Raw genomic sequence first — 25,074 nt, forward strand, 5'->3', positions numbered from 1 at the left:
AATAAACAAATCTTTTGTGACTCTAAAATCAGGTATTTCTTCTCAACTTATTTTATTCACAGAAGATATTCTATTCTTGTGTTTTCCATCTACCTCATATCTTTAAAAGACTATACAAATAAGCATAAGACTCATACCTTATTGGTTGATTCGAATTTTAGCGATATCTTTATAATTAAAATTATTACATCCAATTGAATCATTCTCTTCTTTAGCACTATAGTAGTTTCTAATCCCATGGCTTAACTGCTTGGAATAATCAAAATTAAATGCTCCTTCATCAAATGATTCTTCCTTTAAATTTCTAAACCAGTGCTTTATTTCTGCTTCTGTTGCTTGTTTGGGTGGTACTGATGTAGATTTTTCGGGATACTGTGCTGTACTATGACATGACAAACACGAAGATTTTTTATTATCTATTGGACCATTAAGCCTACCTAAATATCCTAAAGAACCTTTTATTACATCAGGATTTATCCAACACTCCAATAACCTTTTCCCAATTATGTAATCTGATGTAAAATAATTAGAATCATTACCCCATGCAACTCCTAATAATTTCATATTAAACCATGGATTCTTATTGTTCATCTTATAATCATAAATAAACGTACCTGCAACCCATCCTGTTTCTTCTGACCTCTTATCTTTAACTAAAAAATCAATTTGAAATAACCTCAGTTCCTTAAATACTTTTGGAGTTCCTTTTTCAGATTGATTAATATACCCAGCCCAAGTGATGCTATTTTTAAGAGTTGGAATATTCTCCTCCGTTGCTTCTGTAAATACTAATTTTGTGCTTACTGTACCATCTAAGAATTTCCCTTTAGTAATATCAGGATTGTTTATATCTTTCCATACCTGTCCATATGTATATGCTCCTTGCTCATTAATAATAGAAATTGCCCAATTTTGTATCATGGATTTTTGATCATTATGTAATTCACCTGGCTTAAAGGATCTTTCTCTCGTTAAACCATTAACAAATTCTCTACCATTTACTCCATAATGCATCCATGGTGCATGATACCAATCAGCAATCTTATTACAATGTAAATCAAAATCACAATCGATATTCCCATCATATATATACTTTAAAATTGTATAGGCGTATTCCTGTGGTTTATCTTTAAATGATATGTATTCCCACTGCCTTTCTTTATTACTTGGTTCAGCAGGATAATCAGTCTTAATTTTAAAAATTTTGCCCCTATAACCTGAAGGTATTTCATCACACGAAGATATTACTGTTCTATTGGCATATACAAAACTATTACTTAATATTAGAAACGATAAGATTAACAAGCTCCAAGTTCGCATTTTAAATTCTATATAATGTCTCTAATTTTTGCTAAATTATACCTTCATATCCTGTTATCCTTTTACAAACTGTACTCTTATCCTAACTTTATAAATCCCTTGTATTTCGGTGAATGGTTACACAAATTTATGATGACAATATCTTGATTTTAGCATCATCTATGCTAACTTGATCTAATGTATCAAGTGGCTTGTTTTCTTTAGCTTGAGGACAACAATATAGAACTAGGGTAATAGAACCTAAAATGACAAAAGCGGCACCCAAAACTGCCAATAATATGAGATTACCTTTCTGATCAGAGATAAGAGGCTTTCCTAAAAATGAAGAAGTCAGTGATCCAAAAAAAACAGCACATGACAATGCTGTAAGACATAAAGAGACCTTCTTTCCTTTAGAATTTTTCTGCGATTGATTATAGCTTGAAGTTTTGTAGACTAATTCTTCACCTTCACTTGTATCTATAGCACTAAAACAGATTTTTTGAAGAATTCTTGATGATTTACTATCTATACTCTCCCTACTTACCTCTTTTGGTGAATTGCCTGGAACGCTACTCGCTGAAATCAGTAGTTCACTGCTATTTAATAATTGATTACTATCATCTTCATTGTGCTGCGATGCTCCTGGGGTATTTGTGTTAGTTATTTCAATACTTTTATTTTCTTCATCCAATTTTACTAAAGTTCCTGTTGAAACTTCTTTGCTACTACTCTGTCCATTTTGTAATGAAACATCTTGCTGATCATCGTGCGTATAAATACTACCTTTACTTGCATTAAACCGAATACCATCTGAATCTGTTAAGATACTATTATCAGAACTTTTATATGTTTCGCTTTCATCTTCAGCAGTAACAAAACTTTCTTTGCTTAAAATAGGACTTGATGCATTTTCTTTTGATACTAAAAATATTTCAGCTCCATTATTAACTTTTTTCTGACCTGAACCATCACTATCAATAAATTCGGTATCTGAATTATTACCACTTTTCTTGTTCTGGTGGAGGGAATTAAAGTTATTAATATCAAAATTGTTACTGATACTCAGGTTTAGATCTTCTTTACTTAGCGTTATTGTAGCATTATGATTTTCTCTAGCAAACGTGGTTTCTTGAATACTACTAGAAGTATCACTTTTATCTTCTGATAATGGTGTTTTATTACTACCTAATGGACTGTTACTGTTCTCTTTGTAATCTTTTACCCACTCATCTGATACTACTAAAATTTTATTGTTGTTTTGTCCATCTAACTGTACATTTATTGTAGCACCTTTTTTACTCTCTAATGGTGCCGATGTCTCTTGCACTATGTTCAAGCCAGTACTCTCATTAATCTGGGAGAAAGTTGTTGAGATCTCTTTTTGATTTTTCTGACCCAACTTTAGATCTTGATTTACATTAGTAGAGCCTAGGGAGTAATTATCCCACTGAAGCTCATCCATCCTTACTTCATCAGGTGTGCCAATTGAAATACAAAAACTACGAGTACTACCAGGTGTACCAACTAATTCATGAAGACTACCCGTGTTAGGTATACCAAATTCCTGTTCCAAACTCCTGTTCTTACTCTTATCTTTCCCTTTCATCTGATCAGGTTCACAAACACCACCTGATCTTCGAGGACCAGGTTGTACCTTGTTTGCCAAAGGTAATGGTGTGAGATTTTTCCTTTGCTTATTTTTTCTACCCATAACGCCTACTCCAATACAAATTTTTATCGACTACTATGAATTTTAACTTGACCTAATTATTGAATCAATTAAAAATAACTGAGCTTCGATAACACGTTTAGGTCATGTATAACGATTAACTGGTACCTTCTGCAAGCTAAAAAAGATAGTAAAATTATCTCTTTAGCCAGCAGTACTTGAAACTGAAAACGGAAAATGTACAGTGAGTATAGATTTATGTTAATTTTTTATGGCTTACCTTCTTTCGATGCTTATAATAATATGATTGCCATTTTACTTGTGAGAAAGAGGTAATGAGGAGTTTACGCAATGAAACCAATAATACACCTTATATTATAGCTAGTGCTTTTGCCACTCTTACATTACTTACATCTGTAGCACTTGCTGCATCCTCTTATTTTGACTTTTTGCCTTCAGTTGAGTTTTTGAACATAGCTTTCACTGTTGCAACGGTTTTATCTATACTATCTGTTTTGGTAGTTGTACTTTCATATAAAATAGTTAGTAATAATAAGGAACTGGGGACTTGGAAAAATAAACTTGCTAAAAGAGAGCTAGAGCTAGAAAACGAGCCAATTCTAGAGCAAGAAGCTAAAGAAACTGCGAATAATCAAATGGAAGAATTAAAGAATCAATTACAGCAGGAAGATAAAGAGCTAATTGATGTAAAACAACAACTTGGTTATAAACATAAGAACGTTTCTAAACTAACAACAGAAAAAGAAAAATTAGAAGTGGAATTAAAAAGCCAAGAAGGAATACAAAGATTAAGCACAGAATTAAAAAACAGAGTTGATTTTAATCAGAAAAAAGAGTTAAATCATCAAGACAGTAAAACCCTGGAATTTAAGGAAAAGCTGTGTAGTAAAGACACTACTATTCTGAATTTGCGTGAGAAAATACTCAAGTTAGAAAAGGAACGAGATTATATTAAAACAAAACTTTCAGATTCGATGGAAAAATTTAGTTACGCGCAGAATAATTATGAAAGACTAGAGTATCTGATGAGGAAAATACAAGAAGAAGATCAAGCTTCCCGAGAAGAATATTATGTTAAACCATTAAAAGAGAAAATACAAGATCAAGTTAAAGAATTATTAAAAAAACAAAAAGTTATAGAAGAAATGAATAATAAAATAGAAGAATTAAAGGAAAAAGTTAACTTGCTTGATCAAAAGAACAAGAATCTTTACGATAAAACCGTCACTCATTCTAATGAGAAGCAAAAGCTGATCGGCTTCATGCATAAGATAATGTCTGATATAGGAGAGCAGATAAAAGATTTAGCACTCTTTTTGGATAAAGAGGAAGAAGAAGGAGGATGTATAAATTCAGAAACAGTGAAATATTTCTTAGACAACTTGAAAAGTTTTTACTCGAGCACAATAAATAGTGTAGAAGTATTAAGTATTCCAGTAGAGCAAAAAGATGAGTTAACTCAACAACCATCACCTATAAGGTGATGGGTTAAAAACTAATCAATTTGAAATTGATCATTGTCGTGAATTGGTTCACCTTCCTGTATCGATATATATGCTTGTATCACCTCATCTGTGATAGTACCAGAACTGACAGCTAAATATCCTTGCCCATAAATGCCTTCCCCAAAACTGCTTAGAACCTGTTCATAATCCCAAGAGAAGAATAAACTAGGAGATGATGTACATAAATGAGATATATGAGAAATGTATACCCAAGTGATATAAACGCGAATTCTGGATTAAGGAAGGAAGAAAGTATAGGAAATAGAAGGCTTTGTGGATTTGATGGAATAGGAAATGAGAGTAGAAAAGATATGAACCAAAAAATTAACAGGGGATCTATGGCGAGTGTGTTCAATTTCTAGTCTATTTTTTAGGTAACCAAAAACAGTCTCCTTTTTTCACGTTGGTAACAAGTTTCAAACCTCGGTCAAACAGCTTCTGAAAAAGCTCTTTTGCAATATAACCTTTGTCACCAAACAAAAGACCGATTAATTTTTCCGTCAGATTTGGCACAGGTATCCTATCATCAACATTGCCTTTTGTTAGCGTAAGTGCATGAATTTCAACATTTTCATTGATTACCATATGTAATTTGAAACCAAAAAACCAGCCGTAAGTGCTCTTGCTTAATTTTGCAATTCCAGCAAAAACTTTGTTTTTGGATATTCTTTTTGCATGACAAACTGCAATGGGAGTTGTGTCTATATATGAAATTCCAGTGTTTTCTGACTGTCCACAAAGCCAATGCAACAACATTGCTAAATGCCACAAAACCCTAGGCTTTAGAGCAACAAACCTGGTATATGAAGGTAACTTTGGAAACTCTGATTTGTAGAGCAACGTTAGGTAATGTAGATAGAAAGTTTTACACGGAGATTGTTGATATAGCAGGATTATTGTCATGATTTCGGAGTGCTCAATTTCCGTTGTTCTTGTGGGGTTTTTACCATTTGGCAGTAGTTTATCTGCAAAATTTTTCTCTATATCTCTGCAAAAATCATCGACCAAACAAAACAGTTTTGTTATATCTTCCATGGGTAACCTCATCTATTTTTTTATCACTGCTGAGTTTACCCTGTTTTCTTGCCTCTTCTATTCTCCTTTAATCCAGAATTCACGTTGAGAAAAAGGTCTATCATTGAGACTGTTTTTGGTTACCTAAAAAATAGACTAGAAATTGAACACACTCGCCATAGATCCCCTGTTAATTTTTTGGTTCATATCTTTTCTACTCTCATTTCCTATTCCATCAAATCCAAAAAGCCTTCTATTTCCTACACTTTCTTCCTTCCTTAATCCAGAATTCGCGTTCTAAGCAAGAAAATTTTCAAGAAAATACAATAAAAAGCTTTACCAGACAAATTTTTTGGTTTCTTAGCAGGTTTAATATCGAAGAAACACAAGAGCTGAACGCCCCTGACAGCCCATCTGCAATTGAAATAGAACTATGTTTTGATAGTAAACCTGGCAAAGGAAGTTCTGTACAAAAAAATTTTCTCAACCAATCGTGGCAAGTATTATCAGTGCAGTATTGTATCGTATAGCATAGAAATGCCTGTAGTGGAAACAGCTGGATTTGCTTATGTGGATTTGCACTGTATAATTCGTCCAAGCTAAGTACTAAGCTTGAAAAAGTTGAAGTGACCTTACCTTGAACCTTACTATTACTCACAAATATAAACATTCGTTACATAGCTCTTAATATGTCTACAGAGACGAAATTTCCTGAATTATTTATACTTAACCCTCAAGATCACATTCTGGGACCATACATCAGAAAACTTTTATATTATTAGTTTTGTAGTAAAATTATATGAGTACATCGTATCTATTAAATCAGAAGCTTTATGGATTACAGACTGAGAGCTTATTTGTTTGGGGTTATCTGGTTTATACTTAGCTTATTTAGTAGTGTAGCTAATGATACTATATCAAAATATCTAAGTTTACATCTTCAGAGTTTTGAAATAATTTTTTTCCGCTTTCTGTTTACCACTATTACCCTTGTACCTTTTATGTTTTACTATGGAATAGAAGCTTTTAAAACAAGTCAAATATCTATTCAAATAACTAGAGGTGCATTGTTGTTTTGTGGAATGGTCTTATGGACCTATGGATTGAGTATTTTCCCAATAGTAACTGCAACGATTATAAGTTTTTCTATACCATTATTTGTTATACTTCTTGCAATCCATTTGCTAAACGAAAATATAATTTGGCAAAGATGGATAGTAACTATTATTGGTTTTGTTGGTATTGTTATTACTACCAAAGCTCATAGTGAAGACTTTAATCCTCAAATTCTTATTTTTATTGTATCTGCGTTAATCTTTGCTATATTAGACATACTTAATAAGAAACTTGTGATAAAAGAGTCAGTAATAAGTATGTTATTTTATTCAGCTCTAACGACAACTATTTTTTCTACTCCACCTTTGTTATTTTATTGGCATATGCCTTCCTTGTTAGAATTAATATTACTGCTGATTTTAGGAATTAATTCAAATCTAATTTTGCTCTTTATGTTAAAAGCTTTTACTCTTACTGATGCTACTGCACTTGCACCTTATAGATACATAGAGCTAATAATTTCTGCAATAGTAACATGCGTTATATTTAATGAATTACCTGATAAAAGTGCTTTATATGGTACTTTGATATTAATACCGTCAACCTTATTTATAGTTTATTCGGAAGGTAAGGCAATTAAGAAAAATAATGTAACAACAAAAGTTTATGACTCTAATTGTTAATGGTGTTTATTTTAGATGCTAAGCTACATTTTTAAGGTGATAGTAAAATGCACATAACTGTTATAGGAGTAGGGTATGTAGGCTTAATATCTGGTACAATGTTATCGGAACAGGGCCATAAAGTTGATTGCATTGACATAAATACTAAGAAGATTGAACTTTTGAAATCAGGGAAAATTCCTCTATATGAACCTGGATTAGCAGATTATTTAGAGAATAATCTAAAGTTACAAAGGATAAGATTTTTCGATTCGTATTCTCAAATAAATCCCAATACAGAAGTAGTATTTGTAACTGTAGATACTCCATCAGACTCCATAGGAAATGCAAATTTAAAGAATGTATATAATGCAGTAAGTGAAGTTTCTGAGAGAGTTAATCAAGATTGCTTAATAGTGATAAAGTCAACTGTTCCTCCTGGTACTGCAGAAAATATACATAATTATTTATCTAATAAGGGCTATAACTTTGATTTGGGGATTAATCCAGAGTTCCTCAAGCAAGGCTCTGCAGTATCAGATTTTTTGTACCCAGATAGGATAATAATAGGAGTAAAAACTAAGCTAGCTAGAGCAAAACTAGAAGTTATATATAGATCATTTATAGATAAGAATATTCCGTTAATAGTCACTGATACAGTTACTGCTGAAATGATTAAATATGCTTCTAATGCTTTTCTAGCAACAAAGGTTGCTTTTATCAATGAGATGGCAGGTTTATGTGAGCTATTAGGAGCAGACATTGACCTTTTAGCTAACAGTATGGGAATGGACCATAGAATAGGTAAGGAATTTCTAAAGGCTGGTCCAGGATTTGGAGGATCATGTTTTCCTAAAGATTTGTCAGCTTTAATAAGGCTTGCTGAAGATCACAATGTCAAGCTACAAATTTTAAATTCAGTTAAGGAATCTAACTATAATCATATAACAAACATTGCTAAAAAGGTAGAATATGTATTAAATGGAGTCCAAAATAAAAAAATAGCGATATGGGGGCTAACTTTTAAGTCTGGTACTGATGATGTGAGAAATAGCCCAGCTATAGACGTTGCAAAATTGCTAGTGAAGAACAAGGCTAAAATTACTGCATATGACCCAGTAGGGATGGATAATGCTAGGCAAGTTCTAAAGGATATAGAGTACGCGGACAATGCTATAGGGGCTGCAAGGGACGCGGAAGCCTTGTTATTGTTAACGGAGTGGAAAGAATTTAAAAGCCAAGATTTTGCAAGTTTAAAGAGTATTATGGCTGCACCTAATGTTTTTGATTTCCGTAATTTATTAGATAGCGAGCTGTTGCTAAGATATGGTTACAATGTTTATTCTCTAGGCAAAAAATCTATCTGTAAAGTTTAGTATTAAGAAATTTTTTCCACATCAACTTTACTCAGTTTTTTGAGAGCCTGTCTTCAAACTAAGTAGAAAGGAGTTAAGAAGTGTGTTATAAGATATATTTTAAATGTACCCAAGCGATATAAGTGACAAAGAATGGAAGATAATAGAGCTATATTTTGAACCTAAAAAGACCGGCAGACCAAGAAAACATAGTATTAGAACAATTATTAACGCAATTCGCTATGTGATGAGGACAGGATGTCAATGGAGACAACTGCCTAAAGATTTTCCACCATGGAAAACAGTGTATAGTTGTAATTAGCGATTGAAAAAAAGTGGAATATGGCAAGAGATTCATGATTTTCTAGTTAAAAAAGTAAGAGAGATAATTGGTAAGAATGAAACTCCATCAGTGGGAATAATAGATAGCCAATCAGTAAAAACTACTCAAAAAGGGGATCCAGAGGATATGATGCTGGCAAGAAAGTAAAGGGTAGAAAGCGCCACATCGTTGTAGATACTGTAGGTCTTGTAATTGCTGCTGAAGTACAAAGTGCAAGCATTCAGGATCTTGATGGTGCACTAAATCTTTTTGTTCAAGCCAAATGCAAAGCTCCAACATTACATAAGTTTTTTGCTGATCAAGGATACACAGGTAAATTGCAAAACCTCTGCTTATTGGAAACTGGATGTTTATTGACGATTACCAAGAAAATAGTTGATACAGGATTTCAGGTTATTCCCAAACGTTGGATTGTTGAGAGAACCTTTGCTTGGCTCTCCAATTTTAGACGTATGAGTAAGGATTATGAGCATTCTCCTCTCACTTCAAAAAATAACATCTTCTTTAATATGATCACTATTATGCTTCACAAATTAGCTCATTCTTGAGTTTGAAGACAGGCTCTCAGACAAGGGAAAAGTTAAAGATGAAGAAATGCAAAAAATAATTAACCAGACTAAAAAAGCTCTGAAGAATATACATTCATACATCATGCAGGATGAGACGTTTATTCTTAATAAGGAGTGTTATTTATTGTATAGGATGTATAATCGCATACCGTTAAGTACATTAAGTAATGATGAAAAGAATGTATCTGGAGTAGTAAAAGTATCGTCCATAGATGGAATGTCTGCTTTGTTTGAGTTAAGTCTCTTAGCTTACCAGGAAGAAGGATTTTTGATGGTGGCAAGAAATAGATACTTAAATGACGCAAAAGCATCTGTAGCATCGCTTCGCAAGAAATTATTAAGTATAAAAGGCGCAGAGTATAGCGATATTAAGCTATTAAGCGCTGAAATAGAAGGTACACGAAAAATTTTTGATGGCAATTATAACAAATACGTAGAAGAATATTATAAAGAATGGGTAAATCGCTTACAGGGGAATGTTCAAAAAAGTGTGTCAAACCGAAAAAAAAGTAATAAATTGATATAAAAAAATGGAGGTTTGACAATGAGTCAGAAAGTAGTAAACAGAACTAACGGATTGGTAGATTATAAAGAGTTGGAAACAAATATCCTGTCGTCTATACGAGAAGGAAGACCGTTGACAGGAAGGGAGGGAGCATTAACACCATTTATAAAAAAGCTGCTGGAGGCAAGTTTGGAAGGTGAAATAGAAAACCACTTATTAGCTGAAAGTGAAGAGAATAATCGAAGAAATGGGAGAAATGGAAAGACTTTACGGACAAGTGCCGGTTCATTTGAACTTTTGACGCCAAGGGATAGAGAAGGAAGTTTTGAGCCGCAAATAGTCAAAAAAAGGCAAACAAGCTTACATCCAGAGCTTGAAACGAAGATTTTGAGCACATTTGCCAGTGGTATGAGCTATAGAGATATAGCGTCACACGTTGAGGAAATTTATGATCACAAAATATCGGCGGCAGAGATATAAAGTATTACCGACAAATTACTGCCTATAATCAATGAATGGCGTAGTCGTCCACTGCAATCAGTATACCCGATAGTATTTATGGATGGGATGTTCTTTAAGGTCAAAGAGAATGGACATTGCGTAAGTAAATGTATGTACAATATATTGGGCATAGACCAAAATGGCAGAAAAGAAGTCCTGGGCTTTTATTTGGCTGAAAGTGAAGGAGCTAACTTTTGGTTGGGAGTGCTAAATGACCTCAAAGAAAGAGGAGTAGAAGATATTCTGATTGCATGTGTAGATGGGCTAAAAAGCTTTCCTGCAGCTATAAATAGTGCGTTTCCTAAAGCAGAAGTACAGCTATGTATAGTGCATCAGATAAGAAATTCACTAAAATATGTATCCAGCAAAGATGTGAAAGTTTTCATGAATGATTTGAAAAAAATATATCGTGCTACAAGTAAAGAAATTGCTGAAAATTACTTACTTGAGCTGGAAGAAAAATGGGGAGAAAAGTATCCTTTAGTTATAAAATCGTGGCAGAACAATTGGGAAAATTTATCTGGTTATTTCAAGTATTCTAGCCCAGTTAGAAGGCTAATTTACACCACAAATCCAATTGAGGGGCTGCACAGACAGATCAGAAAATTCACTAAAACCAAGGGCTCATTTACCAGCACAAATGCCTTGTATAAACAGGTATATTGTGCTATAAAGAAGGTAGAGCAAAAATGGACTATGGCTCTGCCTAATTGGGCTTTAACTATGTCTCAACTTGATATTTTCTTTCCAGATAGATTGAAAATTGAGTTGAACTAAAAATGCGGTTTGACACACTTTTTTGAACATTCCCGAGTTTGAAGACAGGCTCTTACACCTTGCATAAGTTTTCCGTGAATTTCTTTAACCAACTGAAGCGACAGTGGAAAAGATTGTAAACGTTTTAGTCCATAATCGAGCGCTGATATATAATTGCGTACTTCTTGTAATCATCGGGATTGCGATCTACATTAGCACCTGCTTCTTGAGCCAAAATTTCACCAAGAGTTGCTTGAGTTCCCTCGATTCTACTTGAAAGAACTGCTTCACGTGCTATAAAGGGTCGTATGAGAAGATGAGGGTTAGGCAATTTAGCTCCTTCCCTGGATAACATACCCAAAATATGATCTGCTCTGGAAAGACTATTAACTAAATAATTGTCCCATTCAAATTTTGGTGGCAAGGGGTTAGGTATAAATGCCTGATAACCAGCGAATGCTCTAACAACTTTGCCTGATGGTGATCCTTTAATATACATTCATTCAACCTAGCACACTATTTTTATAGTATATATTATTTTCAAATAAAGTCAAAAATGAAAATAAAGCTTTATCTTATTTGCGTGTATGAAAATAAGAAACTCTCTTATTATTGATTTTACTCAAAAACGAAAATAGAAGAAGCTGCTGAACTTTATATTAGCAGTTATCCTGTTTTTCTGGAGAGCTGCTATAAAACTTCTGAGTGAAGTCACTTAATTTTTACACATCTATTGTAGAGTAAGAAGAGCTGAATTTGGGACAAAAATGCTAGCTGATGCTTGGACTTTACTGACACTTACACTACTTGAAACTATACTTAGTGTAGACAATTTAATCTTTATTTCTCTAGCAATAGATAAGGTACCAAATGTGCTGAGAGAAAGAGTGCGCCTTATGGGCCTTGGATTAGCGCTATTAATGCGTTTTGTAATACTATTTTTTACATCATCTATATTGTCAATGCAAAAACCTATATTTCACACTGCATCGCTAAATATTTCAGCAAGGGATTTACTTATGATTGCAGGGGGATTATTCCTTATTGTTAAAAGCTCTATGGAGTTACGAGATGACATCTTCGTATGTAAGAAAAATAAAAAGAAAGCAAACGTTAAATCAAAATTTTTTTTAGTTGTGCTACAAATTATATTAATAGATTTAGTTTTTTCAGTTGATTCGATATTAACTGCTATAGCACTAACTTATAACATGATAATAATTGCCACAGCGTTTACATTTTCCATGCTAGCAATGCTGTTTTTATCAAGTTATACCGCCCAGTTAATCAAATCTAATCCAGGTTTAAAAGTAATTGCTATCTTATTTGTTTTACTTGTCGGTGTGTACCTCATACTTCATGGATTTCATATAGAATTACCAAAAGGATATTTGTATTCTTCATTTATGTTTGCACTGCTTGTGGAAGTTATAAGCAAAATAAAGAAACCGTAGTGTGTAGATATAGCCTCACTCAAGCGAGATTTTCCTGTGGATTTAGGTAATAAGAGGAAGTAGTAATGTTTTTTCGGGGTGAAAGTAACCTCTTGCATACATATTAAAATCTTAGAGCCTGTCTTCAAACTCAAGAATGAGCTAATTTGTGAAGCATAATAGTGATCATATTAAAGAAGATGTTGTTTTTTGAAGTGAGAGGAGAATGCTCATAATCCTTACTCATACGTCTAAAATTGGAGAGCCAAGCAAAGGTTCTCTCAACAATCCAACGTTTGGGAATAACCTGAAATCCTGTATCAACTATTTTCTTGGTAATCGTCAATAAACATCCAGTTTCCAATAAGCAGAGGTTTTGCAATTTACCTGTGTATCCTTGATCAGCAAAAAACTTATGTAATGTTGGAGCTTTGCATTTGGCTTGAACAAAAAGATTTAGTGCACCATCAAGATCCTGAATGCTTGCACTTTGTACTTCAGCAGCAATTACAAGACCTACAGTATCTACAACGATGTGGCGCTTTCTACCCTTTACTTTCTTGCCAGCATCATATCCTCTGGATCCCCTTTTTGAGTAGTTTTTACTGATTGGCTATCTATTATTCCCACTGATGGAGTTTCATTCTTACCAATTATCTCTCTTACTTTTTTAACTAGAAAATCATGAATCTCTTGCCATATTCCACTTTTTTTCAATCGCTAATTACAACTATACACTGTTTTCCATGGTGGAAAATCTTTAGGCAGTTGTCTCCATTGACATCCTGTTCTCATCATATAGCGGATTGCGTTAATAATTGTTCTAATACTATGTTTTCTTGGTCTGCCGGTCTTTTTAGGTTCAAAATATAGCTCTATTATCTTCCATTCTTTGTCACTTATATCGCTTGGGTACATTTAAAATATATCTTATAACACACTTCTTAACTCCTTTCTACTTAGTTTGAAGACAGGCTCTCAGGTCCTCACTATATGGCTTTGCCATCATTCTACCTTAATTAAAGCAGTATTATACCTTTTTACACTCCTTTGAGGAAACCTTATTTCGGTTAGCTATAAAGGTAAACTTGGCTGGTGCTGGGTGTTTGCTAATAATGAAGCAAGCCTTATTAAATTAGAAGACACAAGAGGAGTTAAGTTTCTAGAGAGTAGTACATTTTCTAGTTATAAGAATTTGGTTGTTGCCGATAGGTATGCGGTTTACAACTACTTCAGTGACGAAAAAAGACAGATTTGTTGGGCACACTTGCTAAGGGATTTCGAAAGGCTATCTACCCACTTTAAATGGTGCTATATTGGGCCTTAACTTGACGCGTATGGTTAAATAAACCATACGCGTCAAGTTAAGAAAATAAAGGTATGAAGAAGATAGGATAAGAAGATATAAGTTCTCTCGGATATATTTTAGTGAGAGAACTAATGATGAATAAAATAACTTGCTTATCAAATTACCTAAACAAATTTTTCAATGAAAGAGCAAATGAAGTATCAATTGAAACAGGATTTATAAAAAGGAAGAGAAAATTGAGTGGTTCATCATTCATAAAAGCTATAATTTTGGGTAATATAGGAGTTGCAAACTGCAGCATAGATACAATGTGCCAATTATTAAACGAAGCATCTGTAATAATAACAAAACAGAGTCTAGATTTGAGGTTTACTGAAGAGGCAGTGGAATTTATGAAAAGGATGTATAATGAATCTATGGCTTTATTTAAAAATACCCTGCAAATTGATTGTAGAATCTTGCAGCAATTTAAAAGCGTTAAGTTATTGGATAGTAGCTATATTAGCCTGCCTAACAGTATGGAGAATATGTATAAAGGATATGGTACCAGCTACAGCGGCTATGAAAGTAATACCAAGTCCGGGATAAAGTTGCAATTAGTTTTCGACTACTTAAATCAGACATTTGATCAATTAAATATAACGGAGGGAATAAGGTCAGATCAAGGGTATAGGAAACATTTGAGTAATATATCAAGTAACGATTTGCTAATATCTGATCTTGGTTATTTTGTGCCAAGTTCTTTTAAACAGATTAAGGAAATAGGAGCTTATTTTATTAGTCGTTATAAATCTGATACCAATATATATGATATAGAAACAAATCAAAAAATGGAGTTACTGGAATGTTTAGAGGGTAAGCTATTTTTAGAAACTGAGGTATTATTGGGAAAAGAAGCAAAGATTAGAGTAAGAATTATATGTCAAAAGCTAACTGAAGAACAGTCTATAGCCAGGAGAAGGAAGGCTAATAGATTAGCAAAATCACATGGATATACATCTTCCAAAAGGAATCAAAAGTTATTGAATTGGTCAATATTTATAACTAATGTTCCAAAAAGTAAAATTAGTGCTGAACAAGTATTAACAATTTACCGAGTAAGATGGCAAATTGAATTATTATTTAAATTATATAAGAGCCATATAGGACTTGATAAACTAAAAGGAAAACCATATAGGGTATTATGTGAATTATATGCTAAATTGTGTGCAATTCTTATATTTCATGGAATAGTTGGTTGTACAGAACTAAAAAAGGGCACAGAACTTAGTTTAACAAAGGCATTTATTGAGCTTAAAAGGCGAGTTAGAGAGCTATTCTTAACATTAAATTGTGTAGTCAGTAAAGTACAAATTTTCCTCAAAAAACTCATCTCAACCTGGTCAAAATTCTCCTTAAAAGACAAATATAGAAAAACAAGAATATCAACTTTGAGTGCACTAAATTTGCTCATTTTTCCTTAATTTGACGCGTATGCTTTTTTGAATATTCCCGAGCCAAGCAAAGGTTCTCTCAACAATCCAACGTTTGGGAATAACCTGAAATCCTGTATCAACTATTTTCTTGGTAATCGTCAATAAACATCCAGTTTCCAATAAGCAGAGGTTTTGCAATTTACCTGTGTATCCTTGATCAGCAAAAAACTTATGTAATGTTGGAGCTTTGCATTTGGCTTGAACAAAAAGATTTAGTGCACCATCAAGATCCTGAATGCTTGCACTTTGTACTTCAGCAGCAATTACAAGACCTACAGTATCTACAACGATGTGGCGCTTTCTACCCTTTACTTTCTTGCCAGCATCATATCCTCTGGATCCCCTTTTTGAGTAGTTTTTACTGATTGGCTATCTATTATTCCCACTGATGGAGTTTCATTCTTACCAATTATCTCTCTTACTTTTTTAACTAGAAAATCATGAATCTCTTGCCATATTCCACTTTTTTTCAATCGCTAATTACAACTATACACTGTTTTCCATGGTGGAAAATCTTTAGGCAGTTGTCTCCATTGACATCCTGTTCTCATCATATAGCGGATTGCGTTAATAATTGTTCTAATACTATGTTTTCTTGGTCTACCGGTCTTTTTAGGTTCAAAATATAGCTCTATTATCTTCCATTCTTTGTCACTTATATCGCTTGGGTACATTTAAAATATATCTTATAACACACTTCTTAACTCCTTTCTACTTAGTTTGAAGACAGGCTCTTAGAACTTTTATTCCCTCTCTACAGCCAAATTGAACAGCCGTGTGCAAAGGAGTCTTTCCATTTTCATCTTCTACATTAACGTCTGCTCCTACTTCTAATAGATTATTTACCACACCAATATGGCTCTTTTCAACAGCCAAATGTAAAGGAGTATGTTTATCTTTATCTATTGCATTAATGTCAATGTCTTTTGCTCTCAATAGAGCACTTATTGCCCCTTCATTGCAAAATTGAGCAGCACAATGTAAAGGGGTCTCATCATCTTGATTTTTTACATTAACATCAATGTCTTTTGCTTTTAACAGAGCATCTATTGCTTTCTCACTGCCATAGTGAGCAGCTATATGCAAAGGAGTACATTTTCTGCAACTTTCTGCACTGACATTTATTTTTTCTGCCTTCAGTAGAATATCTATTACTTTTTCGCTGTTAAACCGAGCAGCCCAGTGCAAAGGAGTCCATGCAGATGGTTCATCTATTGCATTAATATCAACTCCCTCTACTCCCAGTAGAGCTTCCGTTATATTTTCTAGGTTATTACGAGCAGCTAAATGTAATAATGTACACTTATCCTTCTCCCGAAGAAATGGATTATCGGGCTTATCAACAGCGTGAAACAGGTGATTTACATTAAAACTAGCCTCATCCCACTCTTTATATTCATCTAAATATCGTGACAATTTCTCTCTAATTTTCTCAATTATATTGTCCTTACTTAAATTCCCTTCTTCATTAACTGTACTTAATATTTCTTTCCATTGCTCATATTCCATCGCCATAACTTTACTCCTACTTTAACAATATTTTAATTATCATATATTACGACAAAAAAGTCAACCCTACCTAATTTTGATTAGTAAGCACACTAACTATGAAACAGTCTATATTACCATCAAAAACAGAATTTATATTACCCACTTCATGTCCAGTTCTTAAATCCTTCACCATTTGATACGGATGCATAACGTACGATCTGATCTGATTACCCCAGCCTATATCACATTTTTTACCATATTCTTCAGCCATCTTTTGTTCTTTCTTTTCCAGTTCAATTTGGTATAAACGTCCTTTAAGTAATTTTAACGCCTCATCTTTATTTCTGTGTTGAGAACGACCATTTTGGCATTGAACTACAACACCAGTTGGAATATGCGTAATGCGTACCGCACTTTCAGTCTTGTTCACGTGCTGACCACCTGCTCCGGAAGCATGGTAGGTGTCGATTTTTAGATCCCTTTCATCCACAGCAATATCAATTGAATCTTCTATCACTGGAGTTACTCCTACACTTGCAAAACTGGTATGACGTTTACCATTTGCATCAAACGGCGATATTCTAACCAGCCTGTGAATTCCACTTTCACTTTTTGCCCACCCGTAAGCTTTTTCTCCAACGATTTTTATCATTGCAGACTTTATACCAACCGACTCTCCTTCTAATTTTTCTACAACTTCAACTTTAAAGTTGTGATAAATTTCTGCCCATCTTGTATACATGCGCATCAGCATTTCAGCCCAATCATTGCTCTCTGTTCCACCAGCTCCTGAGTGGATTTCTAAAAAGCAGTTATTGTTATCTGCTTCACCAGTAAATAAGGATTCTGTCTCTTTAAGTTTGATTAATTTCTCTAGCTTAGCTAACTCACTTTCAACTTCAGAGAAAAATTCTTCATCATTCTCATCAATAGCAGACTTCATTAAGCTAATGGCATCATTGTAATCGCTTTCCAGCTTTAAAAACAACTCTACGTCATTCTTAATTTTAGAACGTTCTTTTAAAATTTCTTGTGCTTTTTGGTTATCTTGCCACAGATTATCATTCGACGCTTGGGAGTCCAGCTCTTCAAGACGCAACTTTAATTTTTCTATGTCAAAGACACCTCCTGATAAGAGAAATACTTTTATTTAAGCCTTGAAAGTATTCGAAAATTTCTGAATAAGTTTTCATTATACTTTAGATTTTAATATATTTACTATTACTAACAATAACAGCAAACAAAATAGAAATTTAACCATATGATAGTTAATTCAAAATAATTTCATTATACTTTAATGTTTAAGGAAATCAAGTGTGTATATTTATTAAAAAACAAGGTAAAGTAATGAATATTAAAATAAGTTCTCATTATGGTTTAGACAAAAAGGCTATTGATGACTTAATAGAGTCACTTGATAACGAGGAGCTAGAAAATGTTCGTAATATTGTAAAAACGATAGATAGCGTTCAGTTAGCTTATTTTTTATCTACTTCAATCAGTGATCACAGGGAGAAATTAGTTAATATCCTCGATCAACATTTGTTAAGTGATGCCCTAGTGCATGTAGTGCCAGATTTACAAAGAGAGATCATAGAAACATTGGGAATAGAAAATACAGCAAAGTTACTAATGCTCCTTGATGTAGAAGATATAGTAACCATAGTGAAAGATTTGGATAGAAAGTCTATAGAAAACATACTTAACTACTTACCCAATGCAACTCAAAAATTAGTAGAGGAATTGTTATCATACCCAGAAGAAAGTGCAGGAAGGTTGATACATAAAAATATGGTTATAGCTCCATATTATTGGACGATAAATCAGCTAATGGAATTCTTGCGCAACTATAAAAAAATACCAGAAAGATTTCACCAGATATTCATTATCAACTCAAAATTAGAGCCTATAGGCAGTGTTAATTTAAATAAGGTAATATCTCACTCAGGAGACACAATAATAAAAGAGATAATGGATCATGACATAAAAATCATTAAAACTGGAGTAGACCAAGAGGAAGTAGCAAGAATATTTAAAGATTACTCTCTATTATCGGCTCCGGTAGTAAATAAGAATGGTAAAATTATTGGTGTGATCTTAATTGAAGATGTGATAAAAGTTGTTCAACAAGAAACAGAAGAGGATGTACTCAAAATAAGCGGTGTATCTTCTAAAGCTGATATAAATGCCCCTATACATAAAACTATAATTAAAAGGCTACCTTGGTTACTGTTTAACCTCTTAGCTGCAACAATGTGTTCCATAGTAGTTGGCTTTTTCGATGATGTAATAAAAAGTTTTATAGTACTGCCAATAATCATGCCGATAATTGCATCAATGAGCGGAAATGCAGGATCCCAAACAGTAACGCTAACCATCCGGGCAATCGCAACAAAATATCTAACTGAGCAAAATGCAAAAAGAGTACTGATGAAAGAATTTTTAATAGGTCTTATAAACGGGGTAATTTTATCTACCATTTCACTCGTAGTATTAGCAATAAGATTTCACGATTTCAAAGTGGAGATGATTTTTGTGGTCTCCATGATTATGATGTCAATTATTGCAACGTTCATCGGAACTTTCATTCCTATAATGCTTCACCGTTTAAAGTCTGACCCTGCCGTTTCTTCTTCAATCCTAACATCGGCAACAACTGATATTCTCTCAGCTCTTATATTTCTTGGTTTAGCTACGATCTTTTTATTAAACAGTTGACAATATCAAGTTTCACAACTTTACCAACTATTTCTTTCTATTAAATAAGAATAAATTACCTATACAAAAATAGATTGGCAATATTTCAAGTCTACCAAGCAGCATCAAAAACGACAAAAATAATTTTACTTCATTACTGAAAGAAGAATAGTTACCTGAAGGGCCTATTAAATTACTAAATCCCGGGCCAGAATTTGTAAGCGTTGCAGAGACTGAGCTGATGCTAGTTATAAAGTCTGCATTGCTTAAGTAAGACATCACTATTGATGAAATGGTAAACGTTAACATGAAAATTGCAAAAAATATAAAGACAGAGTGAACTTCATCATTCTCCAGGGTTTTTCCATTGAATTTTACTCTATCGTCTGCATTAAGGTTTAATAAAAGGCGAAAGTGATTTTCTATAGACCTTAGAAAAATGATCAAACGAAAGATTTTAATGCCACCACTTGAAGAACCACTACATCCACCAACAAAGGTTAGAAAAAAAGCTAAGACTGAAATGAAGCTCCAATCTATATGATCACAGATTGCATAACCAGTTGACGTAATCAAGGAGTTGATGGTAAATGTGCTGCATCTAAATGATAATGACATTCCTAAATCAACATTTTTATACAACCAAAAACAAGCAAATAAAGATGAAACAATAGCTATCTTAACAAAGTAAGAGACCTGTTCATCATAGCAAATGTCTAACCGTCTTATAATTTTTAAATAGCTAAGAAAAGGTAGAGAACCCAAAATCATAAAAATGATCGTTATGACTTCTAACATAGGGTTATTATAGTGCCCTATAGAATCATTATAGTTAGCAAATCCACCAGTTGATACAGCGGACATTCCGTGACATATTGCATCAAACAGTGGCATACCAGCTAGATAATAGGAAAATACGCATAATAAAATTAGGCTATAATATATTGCTGTAACGTGAATCACTACGCTTCGCGTATTCGGCAACTTCCTTTTGGTGGCATCTGAATATTCAGAGTAAAGTAAATTATTTAGGCTGAGAATCTTAAGCATAGGAAAAACTGCAATTCCTAAAGTGATTACGCCAAAACCACCTATGCCATGTAGCATTGTCCTCCACAGCAGTATTCCTGGAGATTGTTTTTCAATATCATCAAATATAGTTGCCCCTGTGGTTGTAAAGCCAGATATCGCTTCAAATAATGCATCAACATAGCTCAGATTATCAAAATAGAAAGGAATAGCTGCAAACAAAGACAAGGCAATCCAGGTGCAGCTAGTAATCGCAAAAATTGCCGGCATGCCATGTAATCTACTTAATTTACCGAACAAAATAAAAGTTACGCCAGATGTGCAGGTAATTATGAATCCAGCGAGAAAATTTTTCCATTCGTAGCTGAGACATTTATTAGTAATAGCAGGAATAAGCATTGCTAAGCTAAATAACAATAGGAATATTCCCACAATAAATACAATTGAACGTAAAGTTTGTAAACGTTGATGATTTTTCATAGAGTTATTTCCTCGCTATACAAAGCCATAAAAGCTATTCTAACGTCAAGCATTTTGTTGGCCTTTATTAACAGTTATTAACAATATACTTGACTTACCCGTAAATATGTGTGACAATTAAATTGTTTATAAATTAGAGGTAAGATATGGTTGAATTAACTGATGCACAAGAAGAAATTCTAGGTTCATTAAGACAGGCAGTCTGTGATGACAAATCTCAAAAAGTCCAGGACATATTCAACAATAATGAACATAATGATATACAAGCAGTTTTGAGCCACGAGGGGACTTTGACTAGTGACAAAGGTACCATTAATGAGCTAATTTGTGAAGCATAATAGTGATCATATTAAAGAAGATGTTGTTTTTTGAAGTGAGAAGAGAATGCTCATAATCCTTACTCATACGTCTAAAATTGGAGAGCCAAGCAAAGGTTCTCTCAACAATCCAACGTTTGGGAATAACCTGAAATCCTGTATCAACTATTTTCTTGGTAATCGTCAATAAACATCCAGTTTCCAATAAGCAGAGGTTTTGCAATTTACCTGTGTATCCTTGATCAGCAAAAAACTTATGTAATGTTGGAGCTTTGCATTTGGCTTGAACAAAAAGATTTAGTGCACCATCACGATCCTGAATGCTTGCACTTTGTACTTCAGCAGCAATTACAAGACCTACAGTATCTACAACGATGTGGCGCTTTCTACCCTTTACTTTCTTGCCAGCATCATATCCTCTGGATCCCCTTTTTGAGTAGTTTTTACTGATTGGCTATCTATTATTCCCACTGATGGAGTTTCATTCTTACCAATTATCTCTCTTACTTTTTTAACTAGAAAATCATGAATCTCTTGCCATATTCCACTTTTTTTCAATCGCTAATTACAACTATACACTGTTTTCCATGGTGGAAAATCTTTAGGCAGTTGTCTCCATTGACATCCTGTTCTCATCATATAGCGGATTGCGTTAATAATTGTTCTAATACTATGTTTTCTTGGTCTGCCGGTCTTTTTAGGTTCAAAATATAGCTCTATTATCTTCCATTCTTTGTCACTTATATCGCTTGGGTACATTTAAAATATATCTTATAACACACTTCTTAACTCCTTTCTACTTAGTTTGAAGACAGGCTCTAAGGAAGGAAGAAAGTATAGGGAATAGAAGGCTTTGTGGATTTGATGGAATAGGAAATGAGAGTAGAAAAGATATGAACCAAAAAATTAACAGGGGATCTATGGCGAGTGTGTTCAATTTCTAGTCTATTTTTTAGGTAACCAAAAACAGTCTCAATGATAGACCTTTTTCTCAGTAAAATCTTCTCATTTAACGAAATCAATGTATTTTTCATACCTTTTTTCACCTTGGTAACAAGTTTCAAACCTCGGTCAAACAGCTTCTGAAAAAGCTCTTTTGCAATATAACCTTTGTCACCAAACAAAAGACCGATTAATTTTTCCGTCAGATTTGGCACAGGTATCCTATCATCAACATTGCCTTTTGTTAGCGTAAGTGCATGAATTTCAACATTTTCATTGATTACCATATGTAATTTGAAACCAAAAAACCAGCCGTAAGTGCTCTTGCTTAATTTTGCAATTCCAGCAAAAACTTTGTTTTTGGATATTCTTTTTGCATGACAAACTGCAATGGGAGTTGTGTCTATATATGAAATTCCAGTGTTTTCTGACTGTCCACAAAGCCAATGCAACAACATTGCTAAATGCCACAAAACCCTAGGCTTTAGAGCAACAAACCTGGTATATGAAGGTAACTTTGGAAACTCTGATTTGTAGAGCAACGTTAGGTAATGTAGATAGAAAGTTTTACACGGAGATTGTTGATATAGCAGGATTATTGTCATGATTTCGGAGTGCTCAATTTCCGTTGTTCTTGTGGGGTTTTTACCATTTGGCAGTAGTTTATCTGCAAAATTTTTCTCTATATCTCTGCAAAAATCATCGACCAAACAAAACAGTTTTGTTATATCTTCCATGGGTAACCTCATCTATTTTTTTATCACTGCTGAGTTTACCCTGTTTTCTTGCCTTTTCTATTCTCCTTTAATCCAGAATTCACGTTAATGGGTCTTGGTTCCAACTTACAAGAAGCAATAATAAGTCTTGATGTTAATCAAGTTAAAGCAGCATTAGAGAATTGTGGTGAAGATGCAGCAAGGGTTTTAGAGCGAGAGGTATATTGGAATAATGGAAGAGTAGATGCCTTTTTAGTTTATCCTCTGAAAGTTAAATATAGTAAAGAATTGAACCAAGAAGATGTGGAAAAGATAAAAGAGATCACTAAACTTCTTTGGGATAAAGCTTCCCCTGATGTTCGTGACTTCTGGCTTGAAAGTTGCATAACTAATGAAGAAGGTCAAGGTACAGGAGATAACTATATAATAGATTCTCTTGAAGAGCAACAAGAAGTGCATGCTGGTATGGCTGGTGAGGGATGGCTTGAAGACTTTATTCAAGAAGTTAAGGATTATAGACGGCAAAGAGACATAAAACTTAATGACCATATTCTTGAGGAAGAAGATAAACAAGCGCTTGAGCTAGCAAAGCAAGAAAGTTTGCTTACTGCTTCTATCTGGAGTAAACACAAAGGGAAGATTGCTCTAGGTGTTACTGGACTATGCGTAGCTGGTGCTGTTGCAGCCTATGTGCTAGCGTATCCTGCAGTTGCACTGGCTTTAGCAGTTTTGGCAGCAGTTATATTAATGGGTGCTGGTATTGCTAAGGTTTTAGAAGATCCAAGTGTAGAAAGAACGTTTACAGAAGTACAACGTTAATAATGTCATCCCAGCGCGCCGCGCTGGGACGCTAGAACAAAGAATATAAAAGAAGTGTTGCCGTCACGTTATATCATAAACCTTTGCTGAAGCTTTCTTTATGTCTTCACTTGAAAGTGGAATTAGACCAAGCCTAGATAGATACCCATCTTCAATGCCGATCGAATCTATAATTTCTTTTATGAATTCTCTTAATCCATCAACAGTATCCAGGTGTTCTTTCTTTATATAAAGGTATAGAGGTCTTGCTAATATATATTTTCCCGATGATATATTTTCGTAAGTTGGCTCAATTCCTGCAATTGTGCTCCCTTGTATTTTATCTTGATTCCTCATTAAAAAGTTAAAACTAAATATCCCTAAAGCGTTCTTGTTACTTTTCAATTTTTGTATTATTATGTTTTCATTAATTCCAACTTCTATATACCTTCCGTCATCCCTTATATTACCACATGCTTTCTTTCTTTCTTCCTGATCTTTATAATTCTCTTTGAAAATTCTCGAGTTCATGCATGAATATTGATTGAACATAATAGAATTAACCAAAGTTTCGTATGTGCCTGTATTTTGATGTGGACCATAAATTTCAATTTCTGTTTTTGGTAAGGCTTGATTTACATCAGACCAAAACTTCTTATTATTTTTTACTAATTTATCATTTTCTTGAGAATATGCAGATAAAGTTTCAAATAAGTCCTTCTTTGTGAAATCAAATCTATGGCTTTGATTTGAATTTGCAATGACAATTCCATCATAGCCAATGATGATCTCTATCACTTCATTAATTTTATTCCTTTTACATAGTTCTCTTTCTACTTCCTTCATAGGGCGAGATGAAGTGGTGATGTCTGGCGTGTCTTCCCCTATTCCTGAGCAAAACATTTTGAACCCTGATCCACTTCCTATCGATTCCACAACTGGAGTCTTAAAAGAGAATACACGATTGAACTCCTCGGCTACAAATGAGATAAAAGGAAAAACGGTTGAAGATCCAACAATTCTGATGTATTTCCTGGCATCAGCATTTGACAGCGGCGTGAATAATACGAATACAAAAATCAGGAAAAAGTTTCTAAGCATTATTTTTAGTTAAGAACATAAATCTAAT

29 protein-coding genes and 4 pseudogenes are annotated in these 25,074 nt (G+C 33.7%); 15 read left to right on the forward strand and 18 right to left on the reverse strand.

The features are described 5' to 3' along the window. Positions 1 to 138 precede the first annotated feature (138 nt). Together ACFELZ_RS05325 and ACFELZ_RS05330 are read right to left on the reverse strand one after the other, a co-directional pair. Positions 139 to 1,305, reverse strand: a complete 1,167-nt coding sequence (locus ACFELZ_RS05325) for a hypothetical protein (RefSeq protein ID WP_375315855.1) — start codon at positions 1,303 to 1,305, stop codon at positions 139 to 141. Positions 1,306 to 1,447: 142 nt separating this feature from the next. After that, complete coding sequence (locus ACFELZ_RS05330) at positions 1,448 to 3,013, reverse strand: hypothetical protein (RefSeq protein ID WP_375315804.1); 1,566 nt, start codon at positions 3,011 to 3,013, stop codon at positions 1,448 to 1,450. 425 nt (positions 3,014 to 3,438) lie between these two features. Here ACFELZ_RS05330 and ACFELZ_RS05335 point away from each other — a divergent pair, with 425 nt between their 5' ends. After that, positions 3,439 to 4,476, forward strand: a complete 1,038-nt coding sequence (locus tag ACFELZ_RS05335) for a hypothetical protein (RefSeq protein WP_375315856.1) — start codon at positions 3,439 to 3,441, stop codon at positions 4,474 to 4,476. 257 nt (positions 4,477 to 4,733) lie between these two features. Here the strand turns inward: ACFELZ_RS05335 and ACFELZ_RS05340 are convergent. Next, positions 4,734 to 5,532 (reverse strand): annotated as a pseudogene (locus tag ACFELZ_RS05340) (IS982 family transposase). Between the two features lie 81 nt (positions 5,533 to 5,613). Between ACFELZ_RS05340 and ACFELZ_RS05345 the strand changes: the two are divergent. The 8 genes and pseudogenes from ACFELZ_RS05345 to ACFELZ_RS05380 all read left to right on the forward strand — a co-directional run. Further along, positions 5,614 to 5,793: pseudogene (locus ACFELZ_RS05345) on the forward strand (transposase); the annotation flags it as partial. 551 nt (positions 5,794 to 6,344) lie between these two features. Continuing rightward, positions 6,345 to 7,250: a DMT family transporter gene (locus ACFELZ_RS05350; protein WP_375315857.1), complete on the forward strand. Its 906-nt coding sequence runs from the start codon at positions 6,345 to 6,347 to the stop codon at positions 7,248 to 7,250. A gap of 47 nt (positions 7,251 to 7,297) precedes the next feature. Further along, positions 7,298 to 8,605, forward strand: a complete 1,308-nt coding sequence (locus ACFELZ_RS05355) for a UDP-glucose dehydrogenase family protein (RefSeq protein ID WP_375315858.1) — start codon at positions 7,298 to 7,300, stop codon at positions 8,603 to 8,605. Positions 8,606 to 8,708: 103 nt separating this feature from the next. After that, on the forward strand, positions 8,709 to 8,906 hold the full coding sequence (locus ACFELZ_RS05360) for a transposase (RefSeq protein WP_375315797.1): 198 nt from the start codon (positions 8,709 to 8,711) through the stop codon (positions 8,904 to 8,906). Positions 8,907 to 8,909: 3 nt separating this feature from the next. Next, positions 8,910 to 9,074 carry a hypothetical protein gene (locus ACFELZ_RS05365; RefSeq protein ID WP_375315781.1) on the forward strand — a complete coding sequence of 55 codons (165 nt, stop codon included), beginning with the start codon at positions 8,910 to 8,912 and terminating at the stop codon, positions 9,072 to 9,074. 17 nt (positions 9,075 to 9,091) lie between these two features. Beyond that, on the forward strand, positions 9,092 to 9,475 hold the full coding sequence (locus ACFELZ_RS05370) for a transposase (protein WP_375316621.1): 384 nt from the start codon (positions 9,092 to 9,094) through the stop codon (positions 9,473 to 9,475). Between the two features lie 46 nt (positions 9,476 to 9,521). After that, complete coding sequence (locus tag ACFELZ_RS05375) at positions 9,522 to 10,022, forward strand: hypothetical protein (protein ID WP_375315859.1); 501 nt, start codon at positions 9,522 to 9,524, stop codon at positions 10,020 to 10,022. A gap of 18 nt (positions 10,023 to 10,040) precedes the next feature. Continuing rightward, a pseudogene (locus ACFELZ_RS05380) lies at positions 10,041 to 11,279 on the forward strand (IS256 family transposase). 124 nt (positions 11,280 to 11,403) lie between these two features. Here ACFELZ_RS05380 and ACFELZ_RS05385 read toward each other — a convergent pair. Continuing rightward, on the reverse strand, positions 11,404 to 11,757 hold the full coding sequence (locus ACFELZ_RS05385; protein WP_375315860.1) for a Fic/DOC family N-terminal domain-containing protein: 354 nt from the start codon (positions 11,755 to 11,757) through the stop codon (positions 11,404 to 11,406). Positions 11,758 to 12,025: 268 nt separating this feature from the next. Here ACFELZ_RS05385 and ACFELZ_RS05390 point away from each other — a divergent pair, with 268 nt between their 5' ends. Then, the gene (locus ACFELZ_RS05390) at positions 12,026 to 12,712 is read left to right on the forward strand and encodes a TerC family protein (protein ID WP_375315861.1); all 687 of its coding nucleotides are present in this window, start codon (positions 12,026 to 12,028) and stop codon (positions 12,710 to 12,712) included. Positions 12,713 to 12,842: 130 nt separating this feature from the next. On the opposite strand, the gene ACFELZ_RS05395 is transcribed toward ACFELZ_RS05390, so the two are convergent. The 3 genes from ACFELZ_RS05395 to ACFELZ_RS05405 are packed head-to-tail and all read right to left on the reverse strand — an operon-like array spanning position 12,843 to position 13,609. Beyond that, positions 12,843 to 13,301: a transposase gene (locus ACFELZ_RS05395; protein WP_375316627.1), complete on the reverse strand. Its 459-nt coding sequence runs from the start codon at positions 13,299 to 13,301 to the stop codon at positions 12,843 to 12,845. Further along, positions 13,244 to 13,408 (reverse strand): hypothetical protein, encoded by a 165-nt coding sequence (locus tag ACFELZ_RS05400; RefSeq protein WP_375315781.1) that lies wholly within the window; start codon positions 13,406 to 13,408, stop codon positions 13,244 to 13,246. The genes ACFELZ_RS05395 and ACFELZ_RS05400 overlap by 58 nt, the downstream gene beginning before the upstream one ends. A 3-nt stretch (positions 13,409 to 13,411) precedes the next feature. Further along, positions 13,412 to 13,609: a transposase gene (locus ACFELZ_RS05405; protein WP_375315805.1), complete on the reverse strand. Its 198-nt coding sequence runs from the start codon at positions 13,607 to 13,609 to the stop codon at positions 13,412 to 13,414. Between the two features lie 160 nt (positions 13,610 to 13,769). Here ACFELZ_RS05405 and ACFELZ_RS05410 point away from each other — a divergent pair. Further along, a pseudogene (locus ACFELZ_RS05410) lies at positions 13,770 to 13,985 on the forward strand (IS66 family transposase); the annotation flags it as partial. A gap of 149 nt (positions 13,986 to 14,134) precedes the next feature. Continuing rightward, positions 14,135 to 15,463, forward strand: coding sequence for an IS4 family transposase (locus tag ACFELZ_RS05415; RefSeq protein WP_375315862.1), 1,329 nt, complete (start codon positions 14,135 to 14,137; stop codon positions 15,461 to 15,463). On the opposite strand, the gene ACFELZ_RS05420 is transcribed toward ACFELZ_RS05415, so the two are convergent. From ACFELZ_RS05420 to prfB, 5 genes are all read right to left on the reverse strand, one after another. Further along, entirely contained in the window at positions 15,440 to 15,841 is a 402-nt protein-coding gene (locus ACFELZ_RS05420; RefSeq protein ID WP_375316673.1) for a transposase, read from the reverse strand. The genes ACFELZ_RS05415 and ACFELZ_RS05420 overlap by 24 nt on opposite strands. Then, a complete protein-coding gene (locus ACFELZ_RS05425; protein WP_375315781.1) occupies positions 15,784 to 15,948 on the reverse strand; it encodes a hypothetical protein in 165 nt (54 codons plus the stop codon). The genes ACFELZ_RS05420 and ACFELZ_RS05425 overlap by 58 nt, the downstream gene beginning before the upstream one ends. 3 nt (positions 15,949 to 15,951) lie before the next feature. After that, the gene (locus ACFELZ_RS05430) at positions 15,952 to 16,149 is read right to left on the reverse strand and encodes a transposase (protein ID WP_375315805.1); all 198 of its coding nucleotides are present in this window, start codon (positions 16,147 to 16,149) and stop codon (positions 15,952 to 15,954) included. Positions 16,150 to 16,186: 37 nt separating this feature from the next. Beyond that, positions 16,187 to 16,984 carry an ankyrin repeat domain-containing protein gene (locus tag ACFELZ_RS05435; protein WP_375315863.1) on the reverse strand — a complete coding sequence of 266 codons (798 nt, stop codon included), beginning with the start codon at positions 16,982 to 16,984 and terminating at the stop codon, positions 16,187 to 16,189. 70 nt (positions 16,985 to 17,054) lie between these two features. Then, a protein-coding gene (gene prfB / locus ACFELZ_RS05440) for a peptide chain release factor 2 (RefSeq protein ID WP_375315864.1) occupies positions 17,055 to 18,159 on the reverse strand; the annotation gives its coding sequence in 2 pieces (ribosomal slippage) (positions 17,055 to 18,083 and positions 18,085 to 18,159; 1,104 coding nt in all). Positions 18,160 to 18,313: 154 nt separating this feature from the next. Between prfB and mgtE the strand changes: the two genes are divergently transcribed. After that, positions 18,314 to 19,684 (forward strand): magnesium transporter, encoded by a 1,371-nt coding sequence (gene mgtE, locus ACFELZ_RS05445; RefSeq protein WP_375315865.1) that lies wholly within the window; start codon positions 18,314 to 18,316, stop codon positions 19,682 to 19,684. Positions 19,685 to 19,711: 27 nt separating this feature from the next. Here mgtE and ACFELZ_RS05450 read toward each other — a convergent pair whose 3' ends face one another. Further along, the gene (locus tag ACFELZ_RS05450) at positions 19,712 to 21,172 is read right to left on the reverse strand and encodes a TrkH family potassium uptake protein (RefSeq protein ID WP_375315866.1); all 1,461 of its coding nucleotides are present in this window, start codon (positions 21,170 to 21,172) and stop codon (positions 19,712 to 19,714) included. 146 nt (positions 21,173 to 21,318) lie between these two features. Between ACFELZ_RS05450 and ACFELZ_RS05455 the strand changes: the two genes are divergently transcribed. Next, on the forward strand, positions 21,319 to 21,510 hold the full coding sequence (locus tag ACFELZ_RS05455) for a hypothetical protein (RefSeq protein ID WP_375315867.1): 192 nt from the start codon (positions 21,319 to 21,321) through the stop codon (positions 21,508 to 21,510). Here ACFELZ_RS05455 and ACFELZ_RS05460 read toward each other — a convergent pair. Genes ACFELZ_RS05460 through ACFELZ_RS05475 form a run of 4 tightly spaced genes read right to left on the reverse strand, consistent with a single transcriptional unit; the run spans position 21,485 to position 23,168 of the window. Continuing rightward, on the reverse strand, positions 21,485 to 21,940 hold the full coding sequence (locus tag ACFELZ_RS05460; protein WP_375316674.1) for a transposase: 456 nt from the start codon (positions 21,938 to 21,940) through the stop codon (positions 21,485 to 21,487). The genes ACFELZ_RS05455 and ACFELZ_RS05460 overlap by 26 nt on opposite strands. Next, entirely contained in the window at positions 21,883 to 22,047 is a 165-nt protein-coding gene (locus tag ACFELZ_RS05465) for a hypothetical protein (RefSeq protein ID WP_375315781.1), read from the reverse strand. Before ACFELZ_RS05465 ends, ACFELZ_RS05460 begins: the two co-directional genes overlap by 58 nt. Positions 22,048 to 22,050: 3 nt before the next feature. Beyond that, entirely contained in the window at positions 22,051 to 22,248 is a 198-nt protein-coding gene (locus ACFELZ_RS05470; RefSeq protein ID WP_375315805.1) for a transposase, read from the reverse strand. Between the two features lie 59 nt (positions 22,249 to 22,307). After that, positions 22,308 to 23,168, reverse strand: a complete 861-nt coding sequence (locus tag ACFELZ_RS05475) for an IS982 family transposase (RefSeq protein WP_375315868.1) — start codon at positions 23,166 to 23,168, stop codon at positions 22,308 to 22,310. Positions 23,169 to 23,216: 48 nt separating this feature from the next. Here ACFELZ_RS05475 and ACFELZ_RS05480 point away from each other — a divergent pair, with 48 nt between their 5' ends. Beyond that, positions 23,217 to 23,966 (forward strand): hypothetical protein, encoded by a 750-nt coding sequence (locus tag ACFELZ_RS05480; protein ID WP_375315869.1) that lies wholly within the window; start codon positions 23,217 to 23,219, stop codon positions 23,964 to 23,966. A 63-nt stretch (positions 23,967 to 24,029) separates the two neighbouring features. On the opposite strand, the gene ACFELZ_RS05485 is transcribed toward ACFELZ_RS05480, so the two are convergent. After that, entirely contained in the window at positions 24,030 to 25,046 is a 1,017-nt protein-coding gene (locus tag ACFELZ_RS05485) for a substrate-binding domain-containing protein (RefSeq protein WP_375315870.1), read from the reverse strand. Positions 25,047 to 25,074 lie beyond the last annotated feature (28 nt).

It is taken from the genome of Wolbachia endosymbiont (group A) of Colletes cunicularius (genome assembly GCF_964264715.1).
In the GTDB taxonomy this organism is placed as follows: domain Bacteria; phylum Pseudomonadota; class Alphaproteobacteria; order Rickettsiales; family Anaplasmataceae; genus Wolbachia.